23 protein-coding genes are annotated in these 26012 nt (G+C 68.2%); 16 read left to right on the forward strand and 7 right to left on the reverse strand.

What is annotated here, in order from left to right; translation table 11 throughout:
• Positions 1-152: 152 nt before the first annotated feature.
• The 8 genes from ACFPJ1_RS28345 to ACFPJ1_RS28380 all read left to right on the forward strand — a co-directional run bounded on the left by ACFPJ1_RS28345 (position 153) and on the right by ACFPJ1_RS28380 (position 9399).
• Positions 153-329, forward strand: coding sequence for a DUF7455 domain-containing protein (locus tag ACFPJ1_RS28345; protein ID WP_380108507.1), 177 nt, complete (start codon positions 153-155; stop codon positions 327-329).
• Positions 330-780: 451 nt separating this feature from the next.
• Entirely contained in the window at positions 781-1992 is a 1212-nt protein-coding gene (locus ACFPJ1_RS28350) for a sensor histidine kinase (RefSeq protein ID WP_380108509.1), read from the forward strand.
• A complete protein-coding gene (locus tag ACFPJ1_RS28355) occupies positions 1989-2657 on the forward strand; it encodes a response regulator (protein WP_380108510.1) in 669 nt (222 codons plus the stop codon). Before ACFPJ1_RS28350 ends, ACFPJ1_RS28355 begins: the two co-directional genes overlap by 4 nt.
• Positions 2658-2757: 100 nt before the next feature.
• A complete protein-coding gene (locus ACFPJ1_RS28360) occupies positions 2758-3468 on the forward strand; it encodes an ABC transporter ATP-binding protein (RefSeq protein ID WP_380108512.1) in 711 nt (236 codons plus the stop codon).
• Positions 3465-4223 (forward strand): hypothetical protein, encoded by a 759-nt coding sequence (locus ACFPJ1_RS28365; RefSeq protein WP_380108514.1) that lies wholly within the window; start codon positions 3465-3467, stop codon positions 4221-4223. Before ACFPJ1_RS28360 ends, ACFPJ1_RS28365 begins: the two co-directional genes overlap by 4 nt.
• 719 nt (positions 4224-4942) lie before the next feature.
• Positions 4943-5422, forward strand: coding sequence for a hypothetical protein (locus ACFPJ1_RS28370; RefSeq protein ID WP_380108515.1), 480 nt, complete (start codon positions 4943-4945; stop codon positions 5420-5422).
• Positions 5423-5650: 228 nt separating this feature from the next.
• The gene (locus tag ACFPJ1_RS28375) at positions 5651-6013 is read left to right on the forward strand and encodes a DUF1254 domain-containing protein (protein WP_380108517.1); all 363 of its coding nucleotides are present in this window, start codon (positions 5651-5653) and stop codon (positions 6011-6013) included.
• 647 nt (positions 6014-6660) lie between these two features.
• The gene (locus ACFPJ1_RS28380) at positions 6661-9399 is read left to right on the forward strand and encodes a helix-turn-helix transcriptional regulator (RefSeq protein ID WP_380108519.1); all 2739 of its coding nucleotides are present in this window, start codon (positions 6661-6663) and stop codon (positions 9397-9399) included.
• Between the two features lie 148 nt (positions 9400-9547).
• Here ACFPJ1_RS28380 and ACFPJ1_RS28385 read toward each other — a convergent pair whose 3' ends face one another.
• Positions 9548-10273: a hypothetical protein gene (locus tag ACFPJ1_RS28385; protein WP_380108521.1), complete on the reverse strand. Its 726-nt coding sequence runs from the start codon at positions 10271-10273 to the stop codon at positions 9548-9550.
• A gap of 156 nt (positions 10274-10429) precedes the next feature.
• Here ACFPJ1_RS28385 and ACFPJ1_RS28390 point away from each other — a divergent pair, with 156 nt between their 5' ends.
• The 3 genes from ACFPJ1_RS28390 (at position 10430) to ACFPJ1_RS28400 (ending at position 14961) form a co-directional block, all read left to right on the forward strand.
• Positions 10430-12559: a Xaa-Pro dipeptidyl-peptidase gene (locus ACFPJ1_RS28390; protein ID WP_380108523.1), complete on the forward strand. Its 2130-nt coding sequence runs from the start codon at positions 10430-10432 to the stop codon at positions 12557-12559.
• A 153-nt stretch (positions 12560-12712) separates the two neighbouring features.
• On the forward strand, positions 12713-14218 hold the full coding sequence (locus ACFPJ1_RS28395) for a CHAD domain-containing protein (RefSeq protein ID WP_380108524.1): 1506 nt from the start codon (positions 12713-12715) through the stop codon (positions 14216-14218).
• Positions 14215-14961 carry a ParA family protein gene (locus tag ACFPJ1_RS28400; RefSeq protein ID WP_380108526.1) on the forward strand — a complete coding sequence of 249 codons (747 nt, stop codon included), beginning with the start codon at positions 14215-14217 and terminating at the stop codon, positions 14959-14961. Before ACFPJ1_RS28395 ends, ACFPJ1_RS28400 begins: the two co-directional genes overlap by 4 nt.
• Here the strand turns inward: ACFPJ1_RS28400 and ACFPJ1_RS28405 are convergent.
• The 3 genes from ACFPJ1_RS28405 to ACFPJ1_RS28415 all read right to left on the reverse strand — a co-directional run bounded on the left by ACFPJ1_RS28405 (position 14944) and on the right by ACFPJ1_RS28415 (position 17210).
• Positions 14944-15120, reverse strand: coding sequence for a hypothetical protein (locus tag ACFPJ1_RS28405; RefSeq protein WP_380108528.1), 177 nt, complete (start codon positions 15118-15120; stop codon positions 14944-14946). The genes ACFPJ1_RS28400 and ACFPJ1_RS28405 overlap by 18 nt on opposite strands.
• A 154-nt stretch (positions 15121-15274) precedes the next feature.
• Complete coding sequence (locus tag ACFPJ1_RS28410) at positions 15275-16573, reverse strand: S8 family peptidase (protein WP_380108530.1); 1299 nt, start codon at positions 16571-16573, stop codon at positions 15275-15277.
• A 187-nt stretch (positions 16574-16760) separates the two neighbouring features.
• On the reverse strand, positions 16761-17210 hold the full coding sequence (locus ACFPJ1_RS28415) for a hypothetical protein (RefSeq protein WP_380108532.1): 450 nt from the start codon (positions 17208-17210) through the stop codon (positions 16761-16763).
• Between the two features lie 596 nt (positions 17211-17806).
• Here ACFPJ1_RS28415 and ACFPJ1_RS28420 point away from each other — a divergent pair.
• The 4 genes from ACFPJ1_RS28420 to ACFPJ1_RS28435 all read left to right on the forward strand — a co-directional run bounded on the left by ACFPJ1_RS28420 (position 17807) and on the right by ACFPJ1_RS28435 (position 20981).
• Complete coding sequence (locus tag ACFPJ1_RS28420; protein ID WP_380108534.1) at positions 17807-18328, forward strand: hypothetical protein; 522 nt, start codon at positions 17807-17809, stop codon at positions 18326-18328.
• A gap of 161 nt (positions 18329-18489) precedes the next feature.
• Positions 18490-18753, forward strand: a complete 264-nt coding sequence (locus ACFPJ1_RS28425) for a hypothetical protein (protein WP_380108535.1) — start codon at positions 18490-18492, stop codon at positions 18751-18753.
• 397 nt (positions 18754-19150) lie between these two features.
• Complete coding sequence (locus tag ACFPJ1_RS28430; RefSeq protein ID WP_380108536.1) at positions 19151-20395, forward strand: DUF2252 domain-containing protein; 1245 nt, start codon at positions 19151-19153, stop codon at positions 20393-20395.
• Positions 20396-20417: 22 nt separating this feature from the next.
• Positions 20418-20981 (forward strand): hypothetical protein, encoded by a 564-nt coding sequence (locus ACFPJ1_RS28435; protein WP_380108538.1) that lies wholly within the window; start codon positions 20418-20420, stop codon positions 20979-20981.
• A gap of 69 nt (positions 20982-21050) precedes the next feature.
• Here the strand turns inward: ACFPJ1_RS28435 and ACFPJ1_RS28440 are convergent, their stop codons facing one another.
• Genes ACFPJ1_RS28440 through ACFPJ1_RS28450 form a run of 3 tightly spaced genes read right to left on the reverse strand, consistent with a single transcriptional unit; the run spans position 21051 to position 24183 of the window.
• A complete protein-coding gene (locus ACFPJ1_RS28440; RefSeq protein WP_380108540.1) occupies positions 21051-21779 on the reverse strand; it encodes a hypothetical protein in 729 nt (242 codons plus the stop codon).
• 57 nt (positions 21780-21836) lie between these two features.
• Positions 21837-22661: an MIP/aquaporin family protein gene (locus ACFPJ1_RS28445; protein WP_380108542.1), complete on the reverse strand. Its 825-nt coding sequence runs from the start codon at positions 22659-22661 to the stop codon at positions 21837-21839.
• Between the two features lie 52 nt (positions 22662-22713).
• Complete coding sequence (locus ACFPJ1_RS28450) at positions 22714-24183, reverse strand: DUF2252 domain-containing protein (protein WP_380108543.1); 1470 nt, start codon at positions 24181-24183, stop codon at positions 22714-22716.
• Positions 24184-24597: 414 nt separating this feature from the next.
• Here ACFPJ1_RS28450 and ACFPJ1_RS28455 point away from each other — a divergent pair, with 414 nt between their 5' ends.
• On the forward strand, positions 24598-25989 hold the full coding sequence (locus ACFPJ1_RS28455; RefSeq protein ID WP_380108545.1) for a chloride channel protein: 1392 nt from the start codon (positions 24598-24600) through the stop codon (positions 25987-25989).
• Positions 25990-26012: the final 23 nt, after the last annotated feature.

A 26012-nucleotide genomic window follows, 5' to 3' on the forward strand; every position in this document is an offset into this window, starting at 1 on the left:
CGAGCAACGGCCAGCTCGCCGCACACCTGCCACGCCGCTGGGAGCAAGCCCGCACACAGGCTCCGCCGGTCCCCGTGCCCGGGCACAACCACGGGACTCGCCCCGGGTCTGCTCCGGGGACGACACGCGCCGACCAGCGCGACAGTGACTACATGAACGAAACCTGCGACCGCTGCGGACCAGCGGTCCGCGCGGCGGTCCGCGCCGAGCGCGCCGGCGCGCTTTACCTGTGCCGACACTGCGGCAGCCGGCTCTGGCCGGCGCTGAACGCGCGAGGCTGGACCATGTCGCCCGTCAGCGAGCATGCGTTCGCCCCTCAGGCGACCTAGCCGACACCGAGCCCGAATGCCCGGTCCGCTGCGACGGCACCGCCGCACCGAGCCATACGACGACTCCCGCCAGGTATCGGGCTAGCGTCGCGAACCAGCTCACGCTCATCTCAGCTGCTAGCAGTGGCGTGAACTGGGCTCGCGCTCAGCAGTTCAGCGTGGGAACACCGTGGGAACAAAGAGGCGTCGATCCGAGCCAACTGGAGTCAAGACCGGCCGAACTAGAGTGGGCCAGACCCGCCTGGTGGGAGTTGCTGTTCGGCGGCGCAGGCGAAGTCTGGGAAGCGTCGGCGGCCAGGGCAGCCTCGGCGACGGCCTGGCCTCGTGGGCTCGGCGCACGGCCTGATGGCGGCGTTCGGGACAAGTGTTGGCGGCGAACCATCGCAACAGCGGCACTGCCGATAGAGATGCCCGGTCCCCCGCGCAGGTCGCGGGGGTGCACGATGAAGTCATGCAGGACACCGCCGGTGTCGCCCGCGCCGGCATCCGGGGCCGGCCGGGGCGGATCCACCCGCTCGGCGACTGGATGCTGGTCGCGGCGGTTGCCTTGCTCCACGTGCTGAACCCGCGGATCGGTCCCGGCGAACCGGAGCAGAGTACGTCGATCCTGCTGGGCGCGGTCTGGCTGGGTCTTGTACTCGTTCAAAGTGTGCCGTTGCTCTGGCGACGACGGCGTCCTGCGGTGGTGCTCGTGCTGGTTCCGGCCGGGTGGGTCGTTGCCCAGGTGGTGTTCGGGCCGTCGGCACCGTTCGGGCTGTGGGTCGCCTTGTACTCGGCGATCGTGCACGCGACTCGGCGTACGGCCGAGGTAGGCGCGGCGGCTGCGACTGCCGTGGTCGCGGCACTCGAACTCGCACAGGTCGGCCGCGACCGGCTGCGATTGGAGGATGCGCTGCCGATGGTTGTCGTCACCTTGGTGGTCGGGATCGTCGGTTTCGTCGTGGCGGACCGCCGTACCCGGAGCGCGGCGCTGCGGGACCGCGCCGAGTTCCTCGAGCGGGAGCGCGAGGCGCTGTCCCGCCAAGCTGCCGCTGAGGAGCGACTGCGCATCGCCCGAGAGCTCCACGACCTGGTAGCGCACAGCCTCACCACCATCGCCATTCAGTCGAGCACCGGCAGGCTGGCTCTGCCGCAGCATCCGGACATGGCGCAGCGTGCGTTGGCGGCGATCGAGACGACCAGCCGGGACGCCAGCCGGGAGATGCGGCAATTGCTCGGTGTGCTGCGACAGGGCGGCGACACACCGGCACAGCTGGATCCGCCACCAGGACTGGCGAACCTCGACGATCTCGTCGGCACGATGCGTCATGCCGGCGCGGATCTGCGGCTCGCCGTCGAAGGCGACCGCCGGCCGCTGTCCAGGAGCCTTGACCTGGTCGCGTACCGGGTGGTGCAGGAAGCGCTCACCAACGTCGTCAAGCATGCCGGGCACCCGGCGGCGGCCACGGTCCTCGTGCGGTACGAAGGCGACCAACTCGTCTTGGAGATCACCGACGACGGAGCCGGGAAAGCGATGTCCTCTGACGGCCACCCAGGTCTTGGCATCGTCGGGATGCGCGAACGGGTGACCGCGCTGGGCGGACAGTTCACGGCCGGCCCCAGACCGGTGCGAGGGTTCCGTGTGGAGGCTCGGCTGCCGATCGGGGCGGAGGACGAGCCATGACGATCCGTGCCGCGCTGGCCGACGACCAGCCACTCGTCCGCGACGGCTTTCGCGCCCAGATCGCTCTGGTCGACGACATCGAGCTCGTGGGCGAGGCGACGACGGGTGCCGAGGCGATCGAGATCGCCCGCAGTTGCCGGCCCGACGTACTGCTGATGGACGTCCGGATGCCGGTGATGGACGGCATCGAGGCCACCCGGCGGATCACCTCGGACGAGCTGTGCGGCGGTGTGCGTGTGCTGGTGCTGACGACGTTCGACCTCGACGAGTATGTGTACGCCGCGTTGCGGGCCGGGGCGAGCGGGTTCCTGCTGAAGGACAGCCTGCCGGAGGATCTGTTCGCCGCGATCCGCCTGATCGCGGCCGGCGACGCGCTGCTGGCTCCCGGCGTGACCCGCCGGCTGATCGCCGAGTTCGTCCGCCGCCCCGAGACGCCTCGGGGCCGCCCGGCGGAGCTGGCGCAACTGACCGACCGCGAACGCGACGTACTCGGCCTGATCGCCCAGGGCCTGTCCAACCGCCAGATCGCGGACGGCCTAGTCGTCAGCCCGGCAACGGTGAAGACCCACGTCAGCCGAATCCTCGCCAAGCTCGCCGCTCGGGATCGCGCTCAGCTGGTGATGCTCGCCTACGAAAGTGGTCTGGTCGTACCGCGCGACGCCTGAGGCGTACATCTGCGGATGTAGTCGTGGACCCTACGGCGTACGGTCAGGTTCGGAGCCAAGGCCGACGACGGACGACTTCACGATCCGTAACTTCGAGGCCATGACAGAGATCGCCCTCAGGGGCCTCACCAAGAAGTACGGCGACGTGATCGCCGTCGACAATCTCAGCGCCGACATCCGCAGTGGCAGGGTCACCGGCTTCCTCGGACCCAACGGCGCTGGCAAGACGACCACCCTTCGCATGCTGCTCGGGCTGGCCCGTCCAACCTCCGGCACAGCCACCATCGACGGGGTCGCCTACCGTGACCTAGCCACACCGACTCGTCGCGTCGGCGCGGTCCTCGATACAGGGGTGTTCCACCCGGCACGCACCGGCCGGAACGCCCTGCGGGTCTACGCGACCGCCGCCGGCCTGGGCACCGCCGGGTTGGACGCCGTCCTCGACACGGTCGAGCTGGGACGCGCCGCCGGGCGACGCGTCGGCGGCTACTCGCTCGGCATGCGGCAGCGGCTTGCGCTCGCGGCCGCACTGCTCGGCGAGCCTGACGTACTGGTTCTCGACGAGCCGACCAACGGGCTCGACCCGCACGGCGTGCACTGGTTGCGCGGCTTCATCCGCACGTACGCCACCGGCGGCGGCACGGTGCTCGTCTCCAGTCACCTGCTGGCCGAGCTGACCAACACCGTCGACGACGTCCTGATCATCAACCGCGGCCGGCTCGTCGAGCACGCCTCACTGGCCGAGCTGACCAACGCGACCACCAGCCTCGAGAGTCGATTCCTCGAGCTCACCACTGAGAGACCATCATGACCGCACTGTTCCGAGCCGAGCTGATCAAGCATCTCGGGCTCCGCCTGACCTGGGTAATGCTGACCATCGCGATCACCCTGTCCGCAGGCCTCACCACGGCGATCGCCATCGTGGCAGGCAGCCACGGTTCCGCCCCGCTCGGCCGCGACGACCTTCGCGGCGTGCTCGCCGTCCCCGGCCTCCTCGTCGCCGGCATCGTCTTCGTGCTCGGCGTGCTGTCGTCGGCCGGTGAGTACCGGCACCACACCATCACCGCATCGCTGCTCGTCACCCCGCGTCGGGGCCACTTCCTCGCCGGCAAGTACGCCGCTGCCGCCGTCGTCGGGACCGCGTTCGCCGGTGTCACGCTGACCGCGTCGTACGTCGCAACGGCGATCGTGGTGCTCGCCAAGGACCTGCCCGTCGACCTGCTGACCGCGGACGCCGTTCTCACCGGGCTCGGAGTCACGATCGCAGCCGGCCTGTTCGCCTTGGCGGGAGCCGGTCTGGGTGCGCTCGTGCGCAGCGAGGCCCTCGCGATCATCGCGGCAGTCGCGTGGTGGTTCGTGATCGAGGGTCTGCTCCCCGGTGCGCTGCGCGAGCCCGGGATGGCGAAGTACCTTCCGGCCGCCGCTGCGAGAGCGCTCATCCAAGCAGGTGTCCCGGCCGTGGACGGAACCGTCGCCGCCGCCACGGGTGGACTGCTGGTCGCGGCCTACGTCACCGCCACCGCCGTACCGGCGGTACTCCTCACGAAGCGACGAGATGTCGGCTGAGGCTTCGCACCGAACCGCGGTCCGAAGACTCCAGTACCTGGTTGTAGTCGCGCTGGCTGCGACCCTGCTGCCCCCGGTCGCCGCCTCCGCGACCGGGGTTCGGCAAGTCCGCAGAGCCAGCACTACTAACCCGCGCACAGCCCAGCACCACAGGAGTTCCTGCGCTCGGCCAGCCGACAGGCGAAGCACGCCCGAACTCGAACCCGCCCCCACATCCCCTGTCCGATCGTTCGTCACGACTGACGCCGGCCGGGGAATGGCACGAGGTCAGTCTGACTGGCCCCGCATCGGGGTGGACACGCACCAGCCATATCCAACGCTACGCCCCGCAATCGCTGCCCAACCGTCAACCGCAAATCCTCCCGGCCGACTCCCCCGTAGGCCCCAGATCTACTTGGCCGGCCGGAAGGATCTGCGGCCCTACGCTGGTCCAACCACGCCAGCGCGAGCTGGCTCCCCGCTCGAGAACGAGCCAGCTGACCTCTCCCCTGTGCCCTAGCCCAAACGCATCAACCCAACCAAACGTCTCGAGAGGAGGCCGCGCATCGACGGCGGGCGATACTCAGCCTCCGAGAGGTCTGCACTCGTGTGGAATGGTCCGGTGGACTTCCGGCAGGCCGCGGCTCGCCCCCGATTCAGCGCTGGTTCCCTCGGCCTGGCGCGAGTAACGTCGCAACCGCCCGGCGCACAGAGCTCCATATCGCAAGAGGGGGCATGGAATGCTTCGTCGCCTGCTGCTGATGGTCGGCCTGCTGATCGCGGGCTTGTTGTTCACCGGAGCGCCCGCGTTCGGCGCGCCACCGGTCACCGAGACCACTACCCAGAAGAACCTTGTCGAGACCTTCGTCGACATTGTTCCCAACTCCAACTGTCTGGAAGAAGGACCGCTCTACACCATCACCACCACAACCAACCTGATAGAGCACACGACCACCTTCGATGACGGCCGCGTGCACGAGACCTTCACCCAGACCGGCACCTTTGTCGCGGTGCCGCTCGAGGACCCGACTCTGCCGAGCTACACCGGAAAGGTCACGATCTGGGGAGGCTTCAACGCCAATGGGGCGACCGTGAACGGAACGTTCACGTTCAACCTCCACGCCACCGGCTCGGACGGATCGACGATCAACACACACCAAGTCGATCACTTCAACGTCCGACCCGACGGCACGGTCAACGAGTTCTTCCACTGCCACTAGACCTTCCGGGGGAACTCGCCCCGCCAGCTCCCGCGCCGGGCGCTGGCGGTGGGCACGAGGCACGAGCGGCACGAGCGGCGAGTGGACGGGCCAGGTCATCGATTCGTTCAGAACCGGCCAGAATGTGCGCTCGAAGGGTCGCTCCAACGCGCGCCCGTGCACACCGGCCGACGGGGTCCTGGTATCGGTCGAGGCGCCGCCGAACTCGTTGTGCTTCGTCGACGACCTGTGGCAGCGCTACGTCGCCGACATGCGCAACGCGGGACCGGACAGGGCCAGGGCGGCAAGTACCTGTTCCTGCCGCCCGACCATCAAGGCGACGTCCCGGACGGATACTTCGTGTTCCAGTCGCCGACGTACTCGAACTGGCAGGTGATCCGCGCCCTGCTCGGTCTGGACTCCCTACTGACGACGAGGAGATCCAGCCCTCCTGATAGAGGCGGCCGGCGACCGCGACCACAAGAGGCGGGCGTGCATGTGCTGATTGGAGTCTCGCAGGAGCCCAGTTCAGTTGATGGCGGGCGCCAACTGGTTGCCCACGCTCATCAGTTCAGCGTGGGAACAGTCTGGGAACAAAGAGGCGTCAATTGAAGGCAACCAGAGTCGGGATCACCCGAACTGGAGTTGCCTGAACACGCCTGGTGGGGCGTATATCGGCGGGGTGCGTCGGTTTCCGAAACCGCGTCAGTTTCTCGAACTAGCCACCAGAAAGCCGCTCTGACCTGCGAGGGCTCTACACCGCGCACGAGGCTCGATACGTCATGGGAACACACAGCCGATACCGTGGTTGCCTCGAGCAAACGGTTGTCCAGCCACGGCCACATCGAGGCGCCGCCGAACGGATAGGGCACAACTCAGCGGCAGTACCGCGCCACAGTTACTAGCAGAGGCGCGGAATCTGGCTGGCCCCCACGACGCACTCACGCCCGGTTCCCCGTCCGCGTTTCGTCACCACAACCATCAGCAGTGCATGTCGGATATGAACCGCTTTCGCGACGGCCTCGTTCGCCCGTGAGCCTTCGAGATCCCCAACCAGGAAGGCGCGCGGGTCCACAGTTCGGTTCCGCTGCTGGTGAAGCACCAAGCGCGACTGGCGGCAGACGAGTGCACTTCCCGTACAGTTCGCAGAAGTTCCGACGCGGCCGACGTTGCCCCTCACGAACCCCGGGCTTTAGTGGCCTAGGCTGCTGGTATCGGCGATTCTCGCCAGTTGAGGGGCAGGGCCATCGAGCATGGGCGTGTCTAGCGGTGATCTCGGTACGGTGCTGCTGGACCGGCGCGGCGAGCGCGCGGCGGTGGACCGGGTGCTGGACCGGGCGCGGGCGGGTGACAGCGCTGTGCTGGTGGTGCGCGGCGAGCCCGGGATCGGCAAGACGGTCCTGCTGGACTATGCGGTGAGCCGGGCCTCGGCATCGGACCTGCGGGTGGTCCGGGCGTGGGGCGTGGAGTCGGAGATGGAGCTCGCGTATGCCGGGCTGCACCAGTTGTGCCTGCCGATGCTCGGCCGGCTGGAACGACTGCCGAAGCCGCAGCGGGACGCGCTGGGGGTCGCGTTCGGCATGCGGGAGGGACAGGCTCCGGATCGCTTCCTGGTCGGCCTGGCCGTGTTGAACCTGCTGGCCGCGACCGCAGACGACCAGCCGCTGGCCTGCGTGGTCGACGACGCGCAGTGGCTGGACCGGGCCTCGGTGCAGTGCCTGGTGTTTGCAGCGCGGCGGTTGCTAGCCGAGCCGATCGCCTTGATCTTCGCCGTGCGCGGGCCCGGTGACGATCCAGAGCTGGCCGGCCTGCCCGGGCTGACCGTCGCCGGGCTCGGTGGCGCCGACGCGCGCACGCTGCTGGCCTCGGCGATCAGCGGACGGGTGGACGCGGAGGTGCGGGACCGGATCGTCGCCGAGACCGGCGGCAACCCACTCGCCCTGCTGCAGTTGCCCCGCGGTCTGGGACCAGCCGAGTTGGCCGGCGGTTTCTGGCTTCCCGACCCGCGTCCGCTGGCCAGCCGGATCGAGGACAGCTTTCACCGCCAGTTCGAGTCGCTGCCTGCCGAGACCCAGCGGTTGCTGTTGACCGCCGCGGCCGATCCGACCGGCTCCATGACCTTGTTGTGGCGCGGGGCCGAGCTGCAGGCGATCCCGGCCGACGCCGCAGCGGCGGCCGAGACTGCTGGACTGGTCGAGTTCGGTGCCCGGGTGCACTTCGGCCATCCCCTGGTCCGCTCCGCGGTCTACCGGGCGGCCTCTGCCGGTGACCGGCGGGATGCGCATCGCGCGCTGGCCGCGGCCACCGATCCCGAGGTTGATCCCGACCGGCGGGCCTGGCATCGCGCCCACGCCGCGATGGGCCCTGACGAGGAGGTGGCCGCCGAGCTCGAGCGCTCGGCCGGCCGGGCTCAGGCGCGGGGTGGACTGGCCGCGGCGGCCGCGTTCCTCGAGCGGGCCGCGGTCCTGACCCCGGCCCCTACGCAGCGCGGTGAGCGTGCCTTGGCCGCGGCCCAGGCCAAGATCCGCGCGGGCGCGTTCGATGCCGCGGGGCATTTGTTGGGGATGGCCGAGGCCGCACCGCTGGACGAGTTCCAGCGTGCTCGCGTCGATCTCCTGCGGGCTCAGCTCGCGTTCGCGGCGAACCGGGGCGGCGATGCCCCGTCACTGCTGCTGAGAGCCGCCCAGCGGCTCGAGCCCATCGACGCCGGTCTTGCCCGCGAGACCTACCTGGACGCGTTGAACGCCGCGGTGTTCGTAGGCCGCCCGGCCAGTCCGGGCGGACGGCCGCCGGAGGTGGCCGCGGCAGCGCGTACGGCGCCGCGGCCGCCGCACCCGCCTCGCGGGCCCGATCTCCTCCTGGACGGCCTGGCCGCGACCTTCAGCGAAGGATACGCGGCAGGAGTGCCCCTGATCCGGCGTGCGCTGAGCGCCTTCGACCAGGAGACGTCGGCGGCGGAAGATCTTCGCTGGCTGTGGACGGCCTGCGTCGCTGCGGTCGACGTGTGGGACGACGACCGGTGGGACACCTTCTCCAGCCGACACGTACGTCTCACCCGCGACGCCGGCGCGCTCAGCGAGCTTCCCCTCGCCCTGAGCCAACGCGCCTATGCGCTCCTGTTCGCCGGCGAGCTGGCCGCCGCGGCCTCCCTACTTGAGGAGGCGCAGGTCGTTACGGAGGCAACGGGAAGCCGCATCGCGCCGTACGGCGCCCTGGCCCTCGCCGCCTTGCGGGGCCGCGAAGCCGAGATTTCCACCCTGGTCACCGCCACCAAGGACGACGTGGAGTTGCGGGGCGAAGGCATCGCCATCATTGCCACCGACTGGGCGACCGCGCTGCTCCACAACGGTCTTGGCCACTACGACAAGGCAGTGGCGGCAGCAGAACATACCAGCGCATATGTCGCCGTAGGCCCAGCGAACTGGGGTCTGGTCGAGCTGATCGAGGCGGCCGCCCGGACTGGGTCGCCCGAGCGCGGCACCGACGCCCTGCGGCGGCTGTCGGAGTCCACAAGTGCCAGCGGCACCGATTGGGCGCTCGGGGTCGAGGCGCGTTCACGGGCACTGCTGAGCGAGGGCGAGACCGCCGATCGTCTCTACCTCGAGGCGATCGAGCGGCTCGGCCGCACCCGCATGCGCGCGGAGCTGGCCCGCGCGCATCTCGTCTACGGCGAATGGCTACGACGAGAGAATCGCCGTACCGACGCGCGCGAGCAGCTTCGCACCGCCCACGACTTGTTCACAGATATGGGGATGGACGGCTTCGCCGACCGCGCCCGCCACGAGCTACTGGCAACCGGCGAGACCGTGCGCAAGCGCACCGTGGACACGCTCACCGATCTCACCCCCCAGGAGGCCCAGATCGCCAGGCTGGCCCGCGACGGACGCACCAACCAAGACATCGGCAGCCAACTGTTCATCAGCCCGCGCACCGTCGAGTGGCACCTGGGCAACGTCTTCACCAAGCTGGGCATCACCTCCCGCAAAGACCTCCGCTGACCCCAGTCGCCGCGATCCGCCGGTGACCTCTCGAACAACGGTCATCTGCCGCATCGCCTGCCACGCCGCTCCGAGCAAGTCCGCGCACGGGCTCCGCCGAGACAGCCGTCGGCGTGTGGGGGGTTGGTTGGCTGGGTGGTCGTGGGGCCTAATGGGCTTCGATCGTGACGGTCTTGAGGGTGCCGGTGAATCGGAACGGTGGTTTGTAGTCCGGCGAGATGGGTGTGCCCCAGTCCTCGCCGACGTCGAAGGTGTCGTCGGTCGAGAAGTACACCGGGACCGTCTTGTCGATCCGGCCGTTGCCGACGGCCTCGCCGTCGAGCCGTAGTGTGCCGGTGCCGCCCTTCCCCGGGCCGCCGCCGTCGTAGGCGAAGTCGAAGCGGATGGTTGACGGCCCCTTGGGCAAGGTCTGCGACGACGTGATCGTGTAGTGCTCCTTCCCGAGCCAGTTGTACTGGAAGGTCGGCGTGCCGCTGAGCACGTAGAAGGCGAATCCACCGGTTTCGCCGCCCAGGGTGACGAGCATGCCCTCGGCGTCGCCGTCGGGATTGTCCACGTCCGCGATGACGGAGAAGGACCGGTTCTTGATGTCGATCACCCCGTCCTCGGGGAGCCGGATCGTGCCGGCGCTGTAGCTGGCCCGGTTGCCGGACACGAGCCGCGGCCGTTTGGCGGTCAGTAGTTCGAAGGCGTTGTTGACCATCGGGTAGACGTTGTAGGTGCGCGCCTCGCGGTCGAACAGCGCCTGGAGTTTCGCGAGCCGCTCCGGGTGCTGTGCTGCCAGGTTGGTGGCGTGGCCGAAGTCGTTGCGCAGGTCGTAGAGCTCCCACGCGTCCTCGTCGAACGGCACCACCTGCTTGGCTGCGGCCGTCACACCGTCGACTCCTTCATGTGGCCGCGCCGTCGCCCCTACGACAGGGCATAGCGATAGCGCGCGGGCCTCCAAGGCCAGACTGTTGCGGTTCCGACTCTTGCGCCGCATGATGCTGAGGGTTCGACGTGCTGGGCGAATGCAAAGGGGCGAGCAGCGATGAGAACTCGACTTCTGGCGGCCGTGGCGGCGACCGCCCTTGCGGCCGCAGTAGCGGCGAGCCCTGCGTCGGCGCTGGCGACGCGCACTCTCACGACTGAGGCTCCTCAACCTGCGGTCCCGACGTTTGTCAATGGCCTTGCGCAAGCCGTCTTCTCGACCAACCCCGCCGACTGGTACAGCGGTGAGGTGTGGGTCCAGGCGTCGTTCGACAGCGACAACGACGGCAAGCTCGACCGGATCCACGCCGACTTCACCGCGCCGCAGGAGGTTCTCACCGACGGCCTGAAGGTGCCGGTCGTCTTCGAAGACAGCCCGTACTACGCGGGAACGGCGTCGGAGTACAGCAACTGGGCCGTCGACCACGAGCTCGGCGCACCTCCGGCGACGCGGCCGGCAACACCGCTCTGGCCGGCCTTCAACACCAGCCCCACGATCAGTACCAGATACGAGTCGACCTGGGTGCCGCGCGGCTTCGCCGTCGTCCACGCCGAGTCACCGGGTACCGGCCACTCCGACGGTTGCCCGACCTCGGGTGGCACGAACGAGACACTGGCCGCCAAGGCTGTGATCGACTGGCTCAACGGCCGGGTGGCCGCGTATACGACGCGCAGCGGCGACACTCCTGCGGCCGCGTCCTGGACGACCGGCAAGGTTGGCATGATCGGCACTTCCTACAACGGGACGATCCCGGAGGCCGTGGCGACGACCGGTGTCGAGGGCCTCGAGGCCATCGTGCCGATCTCGGCCATCTCCGACTGGTACGACTACTACCGCGCCAACGGCATGGTGCGGGCGCCACACTCCTCGTCCAACCCGACGGGCAACAACAACGCGTTCCAGGGTGAGGATCTCGACGTACTGGCGGACGTCGTGTACTCACGTCTCGACGAGGCCGGGCCGCGCACGATCTGTCAGCCCGAGATCGACTACCTCAAGGCGCACATCGATCGAGCCACCGGCAACCGCAGTGGGTTCTGGCAGGAGCGCAACTACATGAAGGACGTCGACAACGTCCACGCCGCGACCCTGCTTGCCCATGGCAACAACGACTTCAACGTCATGACGAAGAACGCGGCGCAGTTCTACGCCGCGCTCAAGAAGCGCGACGTGCCGCACATGTTCTACTTCCACCAGGGCGGTCATGGAGGAATGCCGCCCGACGTGCTGATCAACTACTGGTTCACTCGCTACCTCTACGGCGTACAGAATGGCGTCGAGTCGCTGCCGCGCTCCTGGGTTGTTCGCGAGGCCGCGTCGTGTCCACCGCGCCAGACGACGGTCATCGGCGATCAGTCGAACACCGCGACGCTGACGGTGGCGGACACCAGCCCATTCGGGATCGGCTTCGTGCTGACGGTCCCGCAAACAAACGCCGACGGCACGATCACGAACACAACGCGCCTGATCACGGACATCCCGGACGCCACGCACCTGGTGCTGGCGTCAGCGGTGGCCGGCGGGACTGGCCAGAAAGTCGCCGGCGGTGCGATCGTCAGTCTCGTCTGCGGCACTGCCAACCCAACCCCGTACGCCGAGTGGCCTGACCCCACATCGAGCGAGGTCGCACTGCACCTCACACCTGGGGCCCCGTCGCGCGGCGGCCTGACGATCGCACGACCGGTCCCGAGCAGCCCGACGGAGACGCTGACCGATGACGCGTCGATCGCCGCGCTCACCTCAGCGAATACGGCCTCCTCGAACGTGCGCCTGATCTACCAGACGCCGCCGCTGACGCAGCCCGTCCGCATCAGCGGAACGCCGACGGTCTCGCTGCAGCTGGCGTTCAGCAAGTCGAGAGCGAATCTGACCGCAGCGCTGGTGAGCTATCCACCGACAGGTAACGGCACGATCCTCACGCGGGGCTGGATCGACCCGGCCAACCGCAACTCCGATCGGGCCGACGTCCCGATCAAGCCGGGCCGAATGTACGGAATCGACTTCGACCTGCAGCCAAAGGACACCGTCGTACCAGCCGGGAATCGGCTCGCGGTGATGGTCGTTTCCAGCGACCGCGACTTTACGATCCGGCCGCTGGCCGGGACCCAGCTGACCCTCGACCTGGCCCACAGTTCGCTCACGATCCCGGTGGTCGGCGGCTCGAAAGCGCTGGCCGACGCCATCGGCTGAGAAGGCGAGTCACGCGGGCGGTCCTGCCGACCGAATACCGGCAGACCGGTAGTCCGCGCGCCCGCATCGCGACAGGGGCATGCCGTAGTTCACTGGTGTGAGACGTATCCCTGCGTTCATTCATCGTTCGCGTCGCGTTTCCGGGAGCCGAGGGTGGCGGTTGAGTTCGTGGTCGACGAGGCGGTCGGGCCGTCGTGCGTCGACGTGCTGACCGACGCGTTGCCGGTGCGCGTCGACGTCCACCACACCGAGCGCAGAGTCTGGTTCGATACGCATGACTGGCGGCTGTTCCGGGCAGGGCTGCTGCTCGAGCACCACGTGCGGAAGCGCGAGTCGTGGCTTGTGCTGAGCGACCTCGAAGGGCAGTGGATCTCCCGACAGCCGACCGGCCCTGCAGCGGTCACCGCGAACTCCCTTCCGGACGGTGTGACGCGAGACCGCGTCCTCGAACTGATCGGTGTGCGGGCGCTGCTGCCGCGCGTAGTCGCGAGCGGTCCTGTTCAGGTGCTCTCGGTGCTCGGCCCCGAGGACAAGACCGTCGCCCGGATCATCGTCGAAGGTCCCACAACAGTCCGAGACGGCGTGCCCGTCGGCCTGCGGGCCAGGATCGAGTCTCTCCGCGGCTACGACAAGGACGCGGCCAAAGTGTGCCGGACGCTGGACGCCATCCCCGGGTTCGGGCCGGCCAAGGAGCTGCTCTTCGAGTCGGTCCTCCGGGCCGCCGGTCTCCATCCGCGCAGCTTCCGGTCGAAGCCCGACCTGGAGTTCACCCCGCGGATCCCGGCCACCCAGGCGTTCGCCGGCACGCTCACGCAACTACGAGAGATCGTCCTCGACAACGTCGAGGGCACGCTTGGTCAACTGGACACCGAGTTCCTCCACGATCTGCGGGTCACGGTGCGCCGTACCCGAGCCGTGCTGAAGTTCGCGCACGGAACGATCGACGAGGACGTCCGGGCCAGGTACGCCGTCGAGCTCAAGTGGCTCGCCGATCAGACCTCGTTGAGCCGTGATCTCGACGTGTACCTGCTCGGCTTCGACGACCTGGTCAGCCACGTGTCCGCATCGAGCGAGCTCGAACCGTTCCGCGAGCAGCTCACGCGGCACTGCACAAGGGCGCACGCCGCACTCAACCGCGCACTGCGGTCCGAACGATTCGCCGCGCTGCTCGACGGATGGCAACGTGAGCTGACGGTCCCGGAGCCTGTCGAGCGCCCGGTGATCGAGGTCGCCGACGAGCTGCTGAGCCGCGCCTGGAAGCGAGCCGCCAAGCGCGGCGACGCCATCACCGACGCGTCTGCGGCGGAAGCCGTGCACGATCTGCGCAAGCGCTGCAAGGAGCTGCGTTACCTGCTCGAGTTCTTCGGCAGCTTGTACGGCGCCGACGCCCGAAGCGAGGCCGTGAGTGAGCTCAAGCTCCTGCAGGACGTCCTCGGCGCGTTCCAGGACGCCGAGGCCCAACGGATCAGCGTTCACCAGTACGCCGTCGAACTCGCCAAGTCCGGGGCGCCCCCGGCGACGCTGATGGCGATGGGTCGCCTCGAACACCACCTGCAGCTTCGTCAGGACGCCGCTCGTGCCGAGGTGGCGGACCGCTGGCATCGGTTCAGCCGGAAACACAACCAGCGTCTCTACGCAAGGATGGTGACCAGCAGATGAGGATCGTCGCGTCGTACAGCATCAAGGGCGGTGTCGGGAAGACGACCGCGGCGGCGAACCTGGCCTGGCTAGCCGCCGAGAGCGGACACCGGGTCCTGTTGTGGGACCTGGATCCGCAGGGCGGTGCGACGTACCTGTTCCGGATCCGGCCCAAGGTCAAGGGCGGCGGCGGGGCGCTCGTCTCCGGCAAGCGTGACCTCCGCGACGCCGTCAAAGCCAGTGACTTCGACAACCTCGACCTGCTGCCGTCCGACTTCTCCTACCGCAACCTCGACCTGCTGCTGGACGCGCAGAAGAGGCCGACTCGCCGCCTCGGCCGGCTCCTCGACAGCATGGCCGACGACTACGACGTCGTCGTACTCGACTGTGCGCCGAGCGTGTCGCTCGTGTCCGAGGGCATCGTGCGCGCCGCGGACCTGGTCCTCGCTCCGCTGGTGCCCGCTCCCCTGTCGGTGCGCACACTCGACCAACTGCGGTCGTTCATCGCCGAGGCCAAGGGGCCCGCGCCAGACCTGCTCGCGTTCCTGTCCATGGTCGACCGCCGTCGCCGGCTGCACCGCGACCTGTCCGAGCAACTCCCGAAGGAACACCAAGACGTCTCGGGCACCACGATCCCGATGGCCTCGGTCGTCGAGCAGATGGGCGTACGCCGCGCCCCGGTGGTGGCCTGGGCCCGCACCTCCCCGGCATCGGTCGCCTACCGCAGCCTGTGGGACGAAGCCCGGCTACATGCGAAGGTATGAGCCCCCGTTGAAGTCGAGCACGGTCCCCACCGCGAACTCGGCCTCTGGAGATGCCAGGTAGACGATCGCCGCCACCTGGGACGAATCCGCGACCCGTTCCAGCGGGCTCACCGTGCGGCGGCGGCCGTACCCGTCGCCACTCAGATTCACGGCCGCCATGTCGCGGTGACGGTCCAGCCCGGGTTCGCAGTACCGGTCCGTCACTGACAAGGACTCGTATCTGAGCGAGTCCACACGCAACGAGCGCGGGACTTCGAGTCACAGACGGCGAGAGTGGGGCGGGCTGGTGCCCGCCCCACTCAGCGCTTCGGTGTCAGGAGGTGGCCGCCAAGGCGTTCACCATGCCGGCGCCGAAGAAGGTGGTGCTCGACGGCCCGCCGGTGCACTGGCGGACGTCATCGGCCGGCCAGACGGCCGGACATGCCGTCGGCGTCGCAGTACGCCGAATCTGCGCTGCCACGGCACCCGGGCTCCAGTTGGGGTGGAGCTGACGGATCAGCGCTGCCACTCCAGCCACGTGAGGCGATGCCATGGACGTCCCACTGATCCAGACCCAGCGGGCGCCGTTGGCGTCCTCGACCCCGCGCCCGGCGCCGGCCAGGGCCTCCCATTGGCCGGTGTCATCAGTGCTCGACCAGGCGGCAAGGACCCGGCCGTACGTCGTACCAGGAGTCTGCGCCGCGTCGCCACCTGGCGCCGTCACGTCCACGGTCGGACCTCCGGTGTTGGAGTAGCTGGCCAAGGTGGTCACGCCAGAGGCCGACACCGCGACCACACCGGGGAGTTCAGCAGGCGTGACTCGGCAGTTGTTGCGTACCTCGCGGGTCACGGCTGTGTCCGGCGGCCAGTCCGGGCTGATGGTGTCGGTGGTCGGGTGCCCCAGGTCCTGCGCCTCGTTGCCGGCCGCGGCCACGACCACGACGCCGCGCTGCTGTGCGTACCGTGAAGCACTCCGGAGGTCCGCGAGGATCGCTCGCTGCTCGGCGTCGTTGCCGCAGAAGTAGAGCCACGGGTCGGCGAACAGGCTCAGGTTGACGACGTCGAGGCGCTGGTCACCGGCGTACCGAAGCGCGGCAGCCACCGAGTCGGCGAAGCAGAAGCCCGCGATGGTGCAGGCCTTGATGGCCACTATCTTGGCGCTGGGTGCCACGCCGGCGATGCCGACGCCGTTGACCCGGGCGGCGATCGTGCTGGCCACGTGCGTGCCGTGGCCTTGCAGATCCTGCACTGCGGCCTTGTTGCTGCAGTCACCGTTGGCGACCTCCCGCGGGTCGGCCGTCGGCGTGGTCGAGAAGATGAACGAGCACGACCGAGCGACGTCGATGCTGCCGATAAGGTCGGGGTGGGTCAAGTCGACCCCGCTGTCGATCACCCCCACGTCGACGCCGTCACCAGTGGCGTTGGCGTACGACGCCGCACCGACTCCGATCGCACGCATGTCCCACTGACAGGCGGACAGCGGCTCAGGTCCGGCTGCGACGCCGAAGAAGGCCTGGCAGTTGGCAGAGGCCGCCGCCGGTGTCAGCGCTCCGGGTGTGGCCGCATTCGCTGAGGTCAGCAACCCCAGCGTCAGTGTGAGCACGGCTCCCACGAGCAGCACGAACTTCCTCATCTGAATCCCCTTCCCCAGGGAGGCGCGGACGACTCGGAACCGAACCGGCACACCGCCCAATCAATGCCTCATGATCGATCCGCACGGGGAGTCTTGCAACGCCTCAGCCAGGTCGCCGACGCCGACATCCCACGGGGTTATTGTTGGCGTCACGGGCTGGTTGGCGAGGAGGTTCGTGAAGCTTTGCTCAGCAGGTCGACTTGACCTTGGTGGACAAAGTCTCCACTGAGGCGACGAAAGCCTGAGACGCCGAAACGGCCGTCGCCAGGGTGGCGGCCGCCGGGGCGGACTTGGCCGTGGCAAGGCTGGTCTTCAGTGCGTTGTAGGCCGTCTCAACCGCGGTGAGCTCGGACGAGAAGTCCGACTTCGCATCGCTCTTGACCTGCGCCAGGTTGGTGTCGATTGCCGCTAGTCCGTTCTGCAGGTCACTGACGCCAGTCGACGAGGTGACATCGATCTTCTTGGCGTTGTCCACCGACGTCTTGAGATTGTCGACAGAATCGCACACGGCGGCGTTGTCGGAACTACAGCCCACAAGCGACACGCCGAGCACGAGAGCCGCCACAGCACGGACCACGGAAGACCTCATCCGCCGGTTACCCTGCTTGGTTGTGGTCTTGTCAGTCGAGGTGGTCATGGTGTTCTCCGGATCGTTTCGCCCACTGCTGGCTCCGCCATCAGAGCTCCGCGCGAGGTGGCGGCGCCGAAGACCGCCGGCCCTGGGCATTGCCATGGCGTCGAGTCAGGCTCCTGAGCGGGACTCCACGTGACACCGTGCCGTCGATCCCCGCGATGCGTCATCACCCCGAGGGGATGATCCGGGGCGAGGTGGGTCAGGCACCCCTCGACCGCTGCCCGATTGCACGAACAGGCATGAGGATGAAGAGGGCGAGTGCCAGGTAGCCGAGCAATGGGCGTGTCACGCCAGTCGGTGCATGCCTGGCTGAGCGGCTACAGCGTGCGGGCTGCCGGTTCGCGGCCATGACCTCAGCCGAGTTCATGTGCAGACCGAGGTCGCAGCGCCTGATCGGCCCTTGCGCGCCGGTTCGGCCCACGCTCATCCGTGGTGGATGACGCGTAGAGGTGACGCGCGCACCAGTGTGGGGGCAGGCATATCGACGCCTCCTGACAGTACTCACGGACCGCGACCCGAGATGACTTTGCGGCTTTGAGCGAGTGCTCAGGAGAGGAGAGGAAGAGTGGAACATGGCAATCGGGCCAGTACAGCTCATCGTGCTGGGGTTCCGGCACCCTGACTTCCACGGTGAGATCATTGCCGAACTCGAACGGCTCCGGTCGAGCGACACCGTCCGCGTGATCGACTCGTTGGCGGTCTACAAGAGCGCGGACGGCGACTTGGAGGCGGAGCATCTCAGCAACCTGTCCGAGCAGGAAGCGATCGAGCTGGGCAGCAAGATCGGGGCGCTCATCGGCCTGGGCTTCGAGGGCGAGGAGGGCATGGTGTCCGGCGCGGAAGCCGGCGCCGAGGCGGTCGCCGAGCGTGGCGGTGTGGGCGTGTTCACCGGCGAGGATGCCTGGGATGTGCTCGAGGAAATCCCGAACGACTCCGCCGCGGCGCTCATCCTGCTGGAGCACCACTGGGCTGTACCGCTCCGGGATGCCATTGCCCGGGCCGGGGGGTTCCGTATCAGCGACGGCTTCATCAGCCCACTGGACCTGATCGAGATCGGGCTGGTATCGGCTGACGAAGCCAAGGAACTGCACGAGATGGAAACAGCGGGCGCCGCCAGCTGACCGGGCGGCCGGCGTTCGCCACAGCACAGGGAGGAGGAAGAACCGGATGCTTGGATCACGCAGGGTCGCGCGCCGGACCGGGCGCCGCACCGCGCGGCGTGTCTCCCGCCGCAGGTAACAGCTCACAGCGAGTGGCCCCCAACCAGCGGGACAGCTTTCCCGTGCGCCCGGGCGAACTGCCCGGGCGGCCTCCGCCTGCCGCGGGGGTGTCGCACGCCGAGAAGGCGGAGATCAAGGCAGATGTCGAACAGACGCTGCCGCTCAACAGCTCCGGCATCGTGGCGATGTTCGAGCCGCAATGGACGGACGCTATCGACAAGGCGCTCTCGGGTGCCAGCAACGTGACGAAGGAGCAGGTCGACGGGGACAGCGCAGACGAGGTCAAGGCCGCGGTCGCGAAGAATCCGCCGGCTACGACCGCGTAGCGCCGTATCCAGCCCGACCGTGCTCGACCTGACCTCACCTGAGCTGGGCCCAACGGGGCGAAGAATGCCGCGATCAGGCCCGATCCTCATGTTCGGGTCCGACGTAATCCGGCGGAGGGAGCTCCCCATGACGGAGCGGACACAGGCAAAGCGGACACCGGCAAAGCGGACACCGGCAAAGCGGACACCGGCAAAGCATTCAACTGCGGCTCGGGCGGGTCGGGCTGCCTCGTCCGGGGGTGCCGCGCGGGCTCACCCCTACCGGACCGTTGACGAGCGGGCCGCGCGGGGTCGGGCGTGGCGGGAGGCGGCGCCGATCGAGGGGCACGCCAACTACGAGATCAATCGTCAGCGGAAGGATCCGGTAGGGATCCTGCGGGCTCAGGATGACGCCCGGGTGCAGGATCTGGTGCCGATCCGGTACGGGCGGATGAGCGCGTCGGCGTTCGCGTTCTACCGCGGGTCGGCGGCGATCATGGCCTACGACTTGTCGAGTCAGCCGTGGACTCCAGGTCACACGCAGTTGTGTGGTGACGCCCACCTGTCGAACTTCGGGGTGTTCGGCTCCCCCGAGCGTGACCTGGTCTTCGACGTCAACGATTTCGACGAGACGCTGCGCGGCCCGTTCGAGTGGGACGTCAAGCGACTGGCCGCCTCGTTCGTGTTGGCGTCCCGGGATCGTGGTTTCAAGCGCAAGGAGGCCGCGACCGCGGTGCGTACAGCGCTGCAGGCGTACCGGTCGGCGATCACCGAGATGGCTCAGCTGGGGACGCTGGACGTCTGGTACACCAGGATCGACGAGCAGATGCTGCTCGACGCGATCGCCCAGATGGGCGACCAGCAGGGCAAGGGGAAGAAGAAGCTTCGGAAGAAGGTCACCAAGACGGCGACGGCCAACTTCGACGCGGCGCGGCGCAAGACCTCGATGAAGGCCGCGCGGAAGTTGACCGAGGTCGTGGACGGCCAGCACCGGTTCCGGGAGGACCCGCCGCTGCTGTCCCGGGCGGCCACCGAGGACGACCGCCGCCTGGTGGAAGTGGGCTTCTCCGACTATCGGGCGACGCTGCCCGAGGACCGCCGCCGGTTGCTGGAGCGCTACGACATGATCGACGTGGCCCAGAAGGTGGTCGGGGTGGGCAGCGTGGGCACCCGAGCCGGGATCGTGCTGCTCAAGGGGCGGGACGACTCCGATCCGCTGGTCATGCAGTTCAAGGAGGCCACGTCGTCGGTGCTCGAGCCGTACCTGGGCGCCAGCACGGCAACCCAGCACGGTGAGCGGGTCGTGCAAGGGCAGTGCTACATGCAGGCCGCCAGCGACATCTTCCTCGGCTGGGTGCGCGGCGAGGGCGGCCGAGACTTCTACGTCCGGCAGCTGCACGACATGAAGGGCAGTGTCGACACCACCACCATCCAACCGATCGGCTTGACCGCCTACGCCCGCTTGTGCGGCACAACCCTGGCCCGGGCCCACGCCCGAGGCGGCGACGCCGTCGCGATCGACGCCTACCTCGGCACCGACGACTCCTTCGCCGAAGCCCTCGAGGAGTTCGCCGAGGTGTACGCCGACCAAGCCGAACAGGACTACGGACAACTCCAGCAGGCCATCACCGAAGGGAAGATCCAGGTCCAGACCGGAATCTGAGCCGCTGCACATCCTACGACGGGTGGACGTCACGACCGGCGGCCTGAGGACTGTTATCCAGGATCCCCTGAACAGTTCGGCGACGACGACGCTGGCGGCATTCAACACACTGGCGGACTTGCTGGCGGGGTGTGCGACGCGGGTCCGCGGCGACGCGTGCGACAAGCTCTTCGCAGCCGCCACGCCTCCCGGTGGCGCGGTGCCGACCGACACGCTGACGGCGGCACAGAACATCGCGCGCAATCCGTCGCATCAAGCCCAGGAGCTCTACGCTCTGCTCGACGAGTTCTATCCCGTCCCGGCCGGAAAACTCTGGCGCGAAGTGCCTTTCGTCCCGTATCTCAGCTTCGCCCCGGAGCGCCTGGACGCTCTCGCTGGTCTATGCCGGCGGCGGGATGAACTCGCTGGGTGGCATCGCCATCGATGGCGAGGGCAACATGTGGTCGGCCAACAACTTCATGCCTGGCGCGCAGTCCACGATCGGGGGCCCGTTCGGCGGCGTCTCGAAGATCGCGCGGCTGGGGTCGAGGACCGTTCGCGGAGGAGTTCGCCCGTGGCGGCGTCGAACCCGGCAGCGACCTCGTGAACCCTCGCGTCGATCCCATCGATCGCGGCCCGGGAATGCGCGTGCGCTGAGCGGGCTATCGGGATCTGATCAATCCTCTGAACGATGCTCGTCCGCCTCACTCGAAGCGGGCAGCAGCGAATCCGATGCCGACCTTTGTACGTCAAAGACTTCGGTCTCGGGGCCGGGCCGCTGGGACAGCCACTGCATGTACGACTTGGATTCATCGAGATCGGGTTCCGCACCACCGGGCAGGGGGCGGTTGAATACGAGCCGGGCGGTGGCCTCGAGCGCGCTTCGGAGCAGATCGGCAGGACCGCTCGCCTCGAACCCCAGGGTCCACCAGTCTTGGCCGATGGTGCTGACCTCGGTGAGTTCCACGTCGCACTGTGGCTCCTGGTCCAGCTCCGAGGCGCGCGCCACGACCTGTCCTCCGGTCAGTGCGAAACGGCTGATACGCCGCCTTTTGCGTACCGGCCGCCAGCCGGGCGGGATGCCGCTGTACTGGTCGGGCGGGCTGGCCGGAAAGGACCACTTCTGCCAGGACTCCAGGCGTCCGCGGGCACGGCCCGCCACCTCCAGGATCCCCGGGCTCCCGTGGTACATCTTGACCTCGAGTAACCTTCCCCCGCGGACTTTCACCGACAGCCCAGGCAACCGCGGATCCAACAGGTAGCTGTCCTCGCGTGACTCCGCCTCGATCGGGAACCGCCCGAACCATCCGGTCACCGCGGTCTCCAGCCGGCCCGCGAAGATCCAGCGCACCTCCAGGCTGCGGACTTCCTCGGCGGCCCGGCCCTCAGGCGATTCAGCCGTCATCGACACACGCTCCTGACGCTGGCCGGATGCCAACATGTCTGTGGCCTGTCTACTCAGTCACTTGTCGCGTGTGGGGGTGCCAGTCATCGGCAGGGCACCGCCCTCAGCGGCCTCAAGCTCGTCCTTGTCGGGCCGTCCGCGCACGGCTCCGATGATCGCCACGGCGATGGCGGCCCCGAGCACGGGGCCTGCAATATAGACCCACCATCCCGTGTAGTCGTTGCCGACGATGTCGGGCCCGAGCGTACGGGCCGGGTTCATGGAGGCGCCGCTGATCGGGCTGGCGAACAAGCCGAGCAGCGCGACCGTCGAGCCGACCGCGATGGCCGCGTTGTGGCCGATGCTGCGGGCCCCGGTCGCGGTGTTGAGGATGATGCTGACCAAGATCGCGGTCAGAACGGTTTCCATCACGAACGACTTCCACTCCCCGCCGGAAGTGTTGATCGGGTAGTTCCCGCCCGTGCTGACGTCGCCGAACATCAACTCCAGGAGCAGCGCGGCACAGATCGCCCCGGCGAACTGGACCAGCCAGTACGGCACCACCCATTTGGTGGGAAACACTCCCCGGCCGGCAAAGGCGAAGGTCACAGCGGGGTTGATGTGGAGTCCCGACAGCGGGCCCCAGGCGTAGATCATTGCCATCACCACCGCCCCAGGCGCGATCACCGCCGCAGTCCTGCTGATCGGTTCGTTGCCCACGTAGTGGTTGATCACGCCCGATCCGGCCGCCACCGTCACCAGTACGAAGGTGCCCAGAAACTCGATGATCAGCCGGATCCACAACGGCCGTTGCCGCAGGGTGTCTTCCTCGAACCGGATGAAGTACCGGCGCCCAAGTGACTCCGTGTGCTCAGGACCGGGATCGATAGCGGGGTCTGCCATGGCGCACCTCTTTCCTTCTCGGCTGTCCGGGCTGGACCGCCCGGGTTCGGTTTCAGATGTCGGTGGTCGCTTTGGCTCTGCCGTCTTTGACTGCGCTCTGGAGTGCGGCGTAATCGCGTTCGTTCTGGTCGGCGTAGGTTTCGGCGAAGTCGGCGATTGCCTGGTCGAAGGCGTCCGAGCCGCCGAGGTAGGCGGCCAGGGCGACGCGGTCGCCGGAGCGAGCGTGGGCGCGGGCCAGGGTCGATCCGCACACGCGGGCATAGACCACCATGCCCGAGGGCACCGTCCGCTCGATCGGGAGGGAGAACTTCCAGTCCTTGAGCTGGCGGACGTAATAGTCGCGGTCCACTCCGTCCGGGCCTAGCGTGTGGGTCCAGCCGAGGAAGATATCGCTCTCGGCCTGCATCAGGTGCTGTCCGGCGACCACGCGCTCGCCCTGGTTGGCGTACTGGCTGCGCCCGCAGTAGTCCGCCAGGACCGACGGCTGCGCCTCCTTGGCCTGCAGGAACACGGGTTCGACTCCGTCTCCGCTGTCCATCAGCACGATCCAGGCGCGGGTGCCGACGCTGCCCACGCCGACAACCTTGCGGGCCGCCTGGACCAGCGTGAACTGCTCGAGCATGTGCCGACGGTCCGACTGCAGGGTGCGCCGGTACTTGCCCAGCAGCGTGCTGATCTGCTCATACACTTCGCTGGCCTGCACGTCAGCGAAAACCTCCTCGATGGGGACGACCATCGGGGGGTCACTGATGATCCGCCGACGGCCCTCGACCAGCGTGGTCAGCTTGCGCAGGGCCTGGGTGCTGTCGCGGGTGTGGGCCTTGGCCAGCATCTTCTCCGTAGCCGTGAACCTCTTCGCCTTCAGCTGGGACCGGAACTGCCCTAAGGCCTGTTCGATGTCCAAGTGCGTGTACCACACCTCCAGGAACGTCTGTTCCGCGAACCCGCGCATCGCCTTCCGGTACCCCTGCACCGCCGCGAGGACGATCTTGCGGCGGTGCTTGCCTTGGAACCCGTTCTCCCGTCCCGCCACTGCCAGGCTCGCCGCCAGCCGCTTGACGTCCCATTCGAACGGCCCGGGCAGCGTCTCGTCGAAGTCGTTGACGTCGAAGACCAGCTCCCGCTCCGGTGAGGCGTACACGCCGAAATTGTTCAGGTGCGCATCTCCGCACAGCTGCACGTGCAGCCCCGATGTGGGCGTCGTGGCCAGGTCAGCCGCCATCGGCAGCGCAGCCCCCCGGTAGAACGTGAACGCCGACACCAACATCCGCCCGTGCCGAATCGGCACCAGCTCCGGCACCCGCGACTTCGCCTGCTCCAGCAGCAGCCCCACCGGATCTCGCGACCCGCCGGGCTGGAACTCCGCGTGCGACTCCCGCGGAGTGACCCTCTGGGCATCCTTCCCCCGGGCGACCCGGTCCGCATGGCTCAACTGCCCGCGTGTCCCGGACTGCTTCGAATTTCTACGGAACGCCCGCGCGGCCGGGCTCGCCAATCTGTCACTCTCAGTCTTCACAGTCATAGCCACCCCTTCCGCCCACGCCATCGAGAAGTGCCGAACCAGATCCAGCGGATCGCGCCTGCTGGAACGGGGACCGCGGGGCAGCATCGTTCCCTGGACCACGCCCCTACTCTGATACCGAGAAGGGCGCGCGTCATCACCCCTGCTGGGTAACAAGAGGCCGATCCAGACAGAACGGGCCTGGTCAGCAGCGGCCACCCTCCACTGTCACGCTCGGTTAGCAGTCGTTGTCGGCACTGTCGGGTTCATCCGGGCGGGAGGAGGTTGCCGCCGCTCGTTGCGCACACAATCGAGATCTGCGCTGTCGGCGCGCCCACCGAGCGATCGGTGACTGGTGCGGGCGAGGTTCGCAGCGCGGCGCAGTCGTCTCGCGGCCGCACCAGGTCAGGTTGTTGGACTAGGGAGGGGAGACCGATGACCGACTCGCAGGTCCCATCGGGCAAATCCCCCGCGGAGGGGCGGGCTGTTGCTTCGCCGCCGGCCGGACCACCGGCGATGGACCCGGTGGCAGTCATCCGCTCCAAGCCGTACCTGTCAGCCCTGCTGCTCGCCGCGATCCTGGGTATCCCGATCTCAGCTGTGGCCTACGGTTTCCTGGCCCTGACCAGCAAGATCCAGCAGTTCCTGTTCGACGACCTGCCGCAGGATGTCTTCACCGGCGGCGTCCCCGCCTGGTGGCCGGTGCCTTGGTTGGCGCTGTGCGGCCTCCTCACCGGTTTGACCATCCGGTACCTGCCCGGCAACGCGGGCCATTCACCCGCCTTCGGGTTCAAGACCGGCGGTCCCCCCGTGGATCGGGAGCTCCCCGGCATCATCCTCGCCGCACTCACCACGCTCAGTCTGGGCGCTGTCCTCGGACCCGAGGCACCCCTGATCGCCATCGGTGGTGGCCTCGCCGCGCTGACCGTCCACCTCGTGAAGAAGGACGCACCACCGATGGCCTTGACGATCCTGGCCTCGGCCGGCAGCTTCGCCGCAATCAGCACGCTGCTCGGCTCCCCGGTGCTCGGCGCGTTCCTGATCATGGAAGTCGCCGGCATCGGCGGCGCGACGCTGAGTCTGGTGGCGCTGCCAGGACTGCTCGCCTCCGGCATCGGCGCTCTGGTCTTCGTCGGGCTGGACAACTGGACAGGACTCGGGAACTTCTCGCTGGCCCTCACGACGGTCCCGCCGGCGACACATCCGACCATCGCGACAATGGCGTGGGCCCTGGCCATGGGAGCGGCGGGCGCGCTGCTGGGCTGGGCGATCCGGTGGATCGGGCTGTCGCTGCGCCCGGTCGTACACCTGAACCGGGTGCTGGTCACGACCATTCTCGGCCTGGCGATCGGCCTCACCGCGATGGCATACCAGCTCGTCTCCGACAGAAGCTTCACCCAAGTGCTGTTCTCCGGCCAGGATGCCTTGCCTGCATTGGTCGATCAGGCCGCCGACTACTCGGTCGGCGTACTGATCCTGCTCGGGGCCTGCAAGGCCCTGGCCTACGGGCTCTCGCTGAGCGCCTTTCGGGGCGGACCGGTCTTTCCCTCGATGTTCATCGGTGCGGTGCTGGGGATCGCCGCAAGCGGCTTGCCCGGCATGAGTCTTGCGCCGGCGATCGCCACGGGCATCGGAGCCATGTGCGCCGCGATGCTGCGGCTGCCCTTGACCTCGACGCTGTTGGCCACCCTCCTACTCGGTGCCGACGGCGTGTCGGTGACACCGCAGGTCGTCGTGGCCGTGGTGGTGTCCTTCGTCATCACCTACCTGCTCCCGGATCCAAGTCACGAGACGCCGAAGCGATCCGGGTCCCCGCAATCGGGCTGATCTCCGCGTCCTGCTCGACCCGG

The sequence above is a fragment of the Kribbella qitaiheensis genome, from assembly GCF_042657745.1.
GTDB classification, from domain to species: Bacteria; Actinomycetota; Actinomycetes; order Propionibacteriales; family Kribbellaceae; genus Kribbella; species Kribbella qitaiheensis.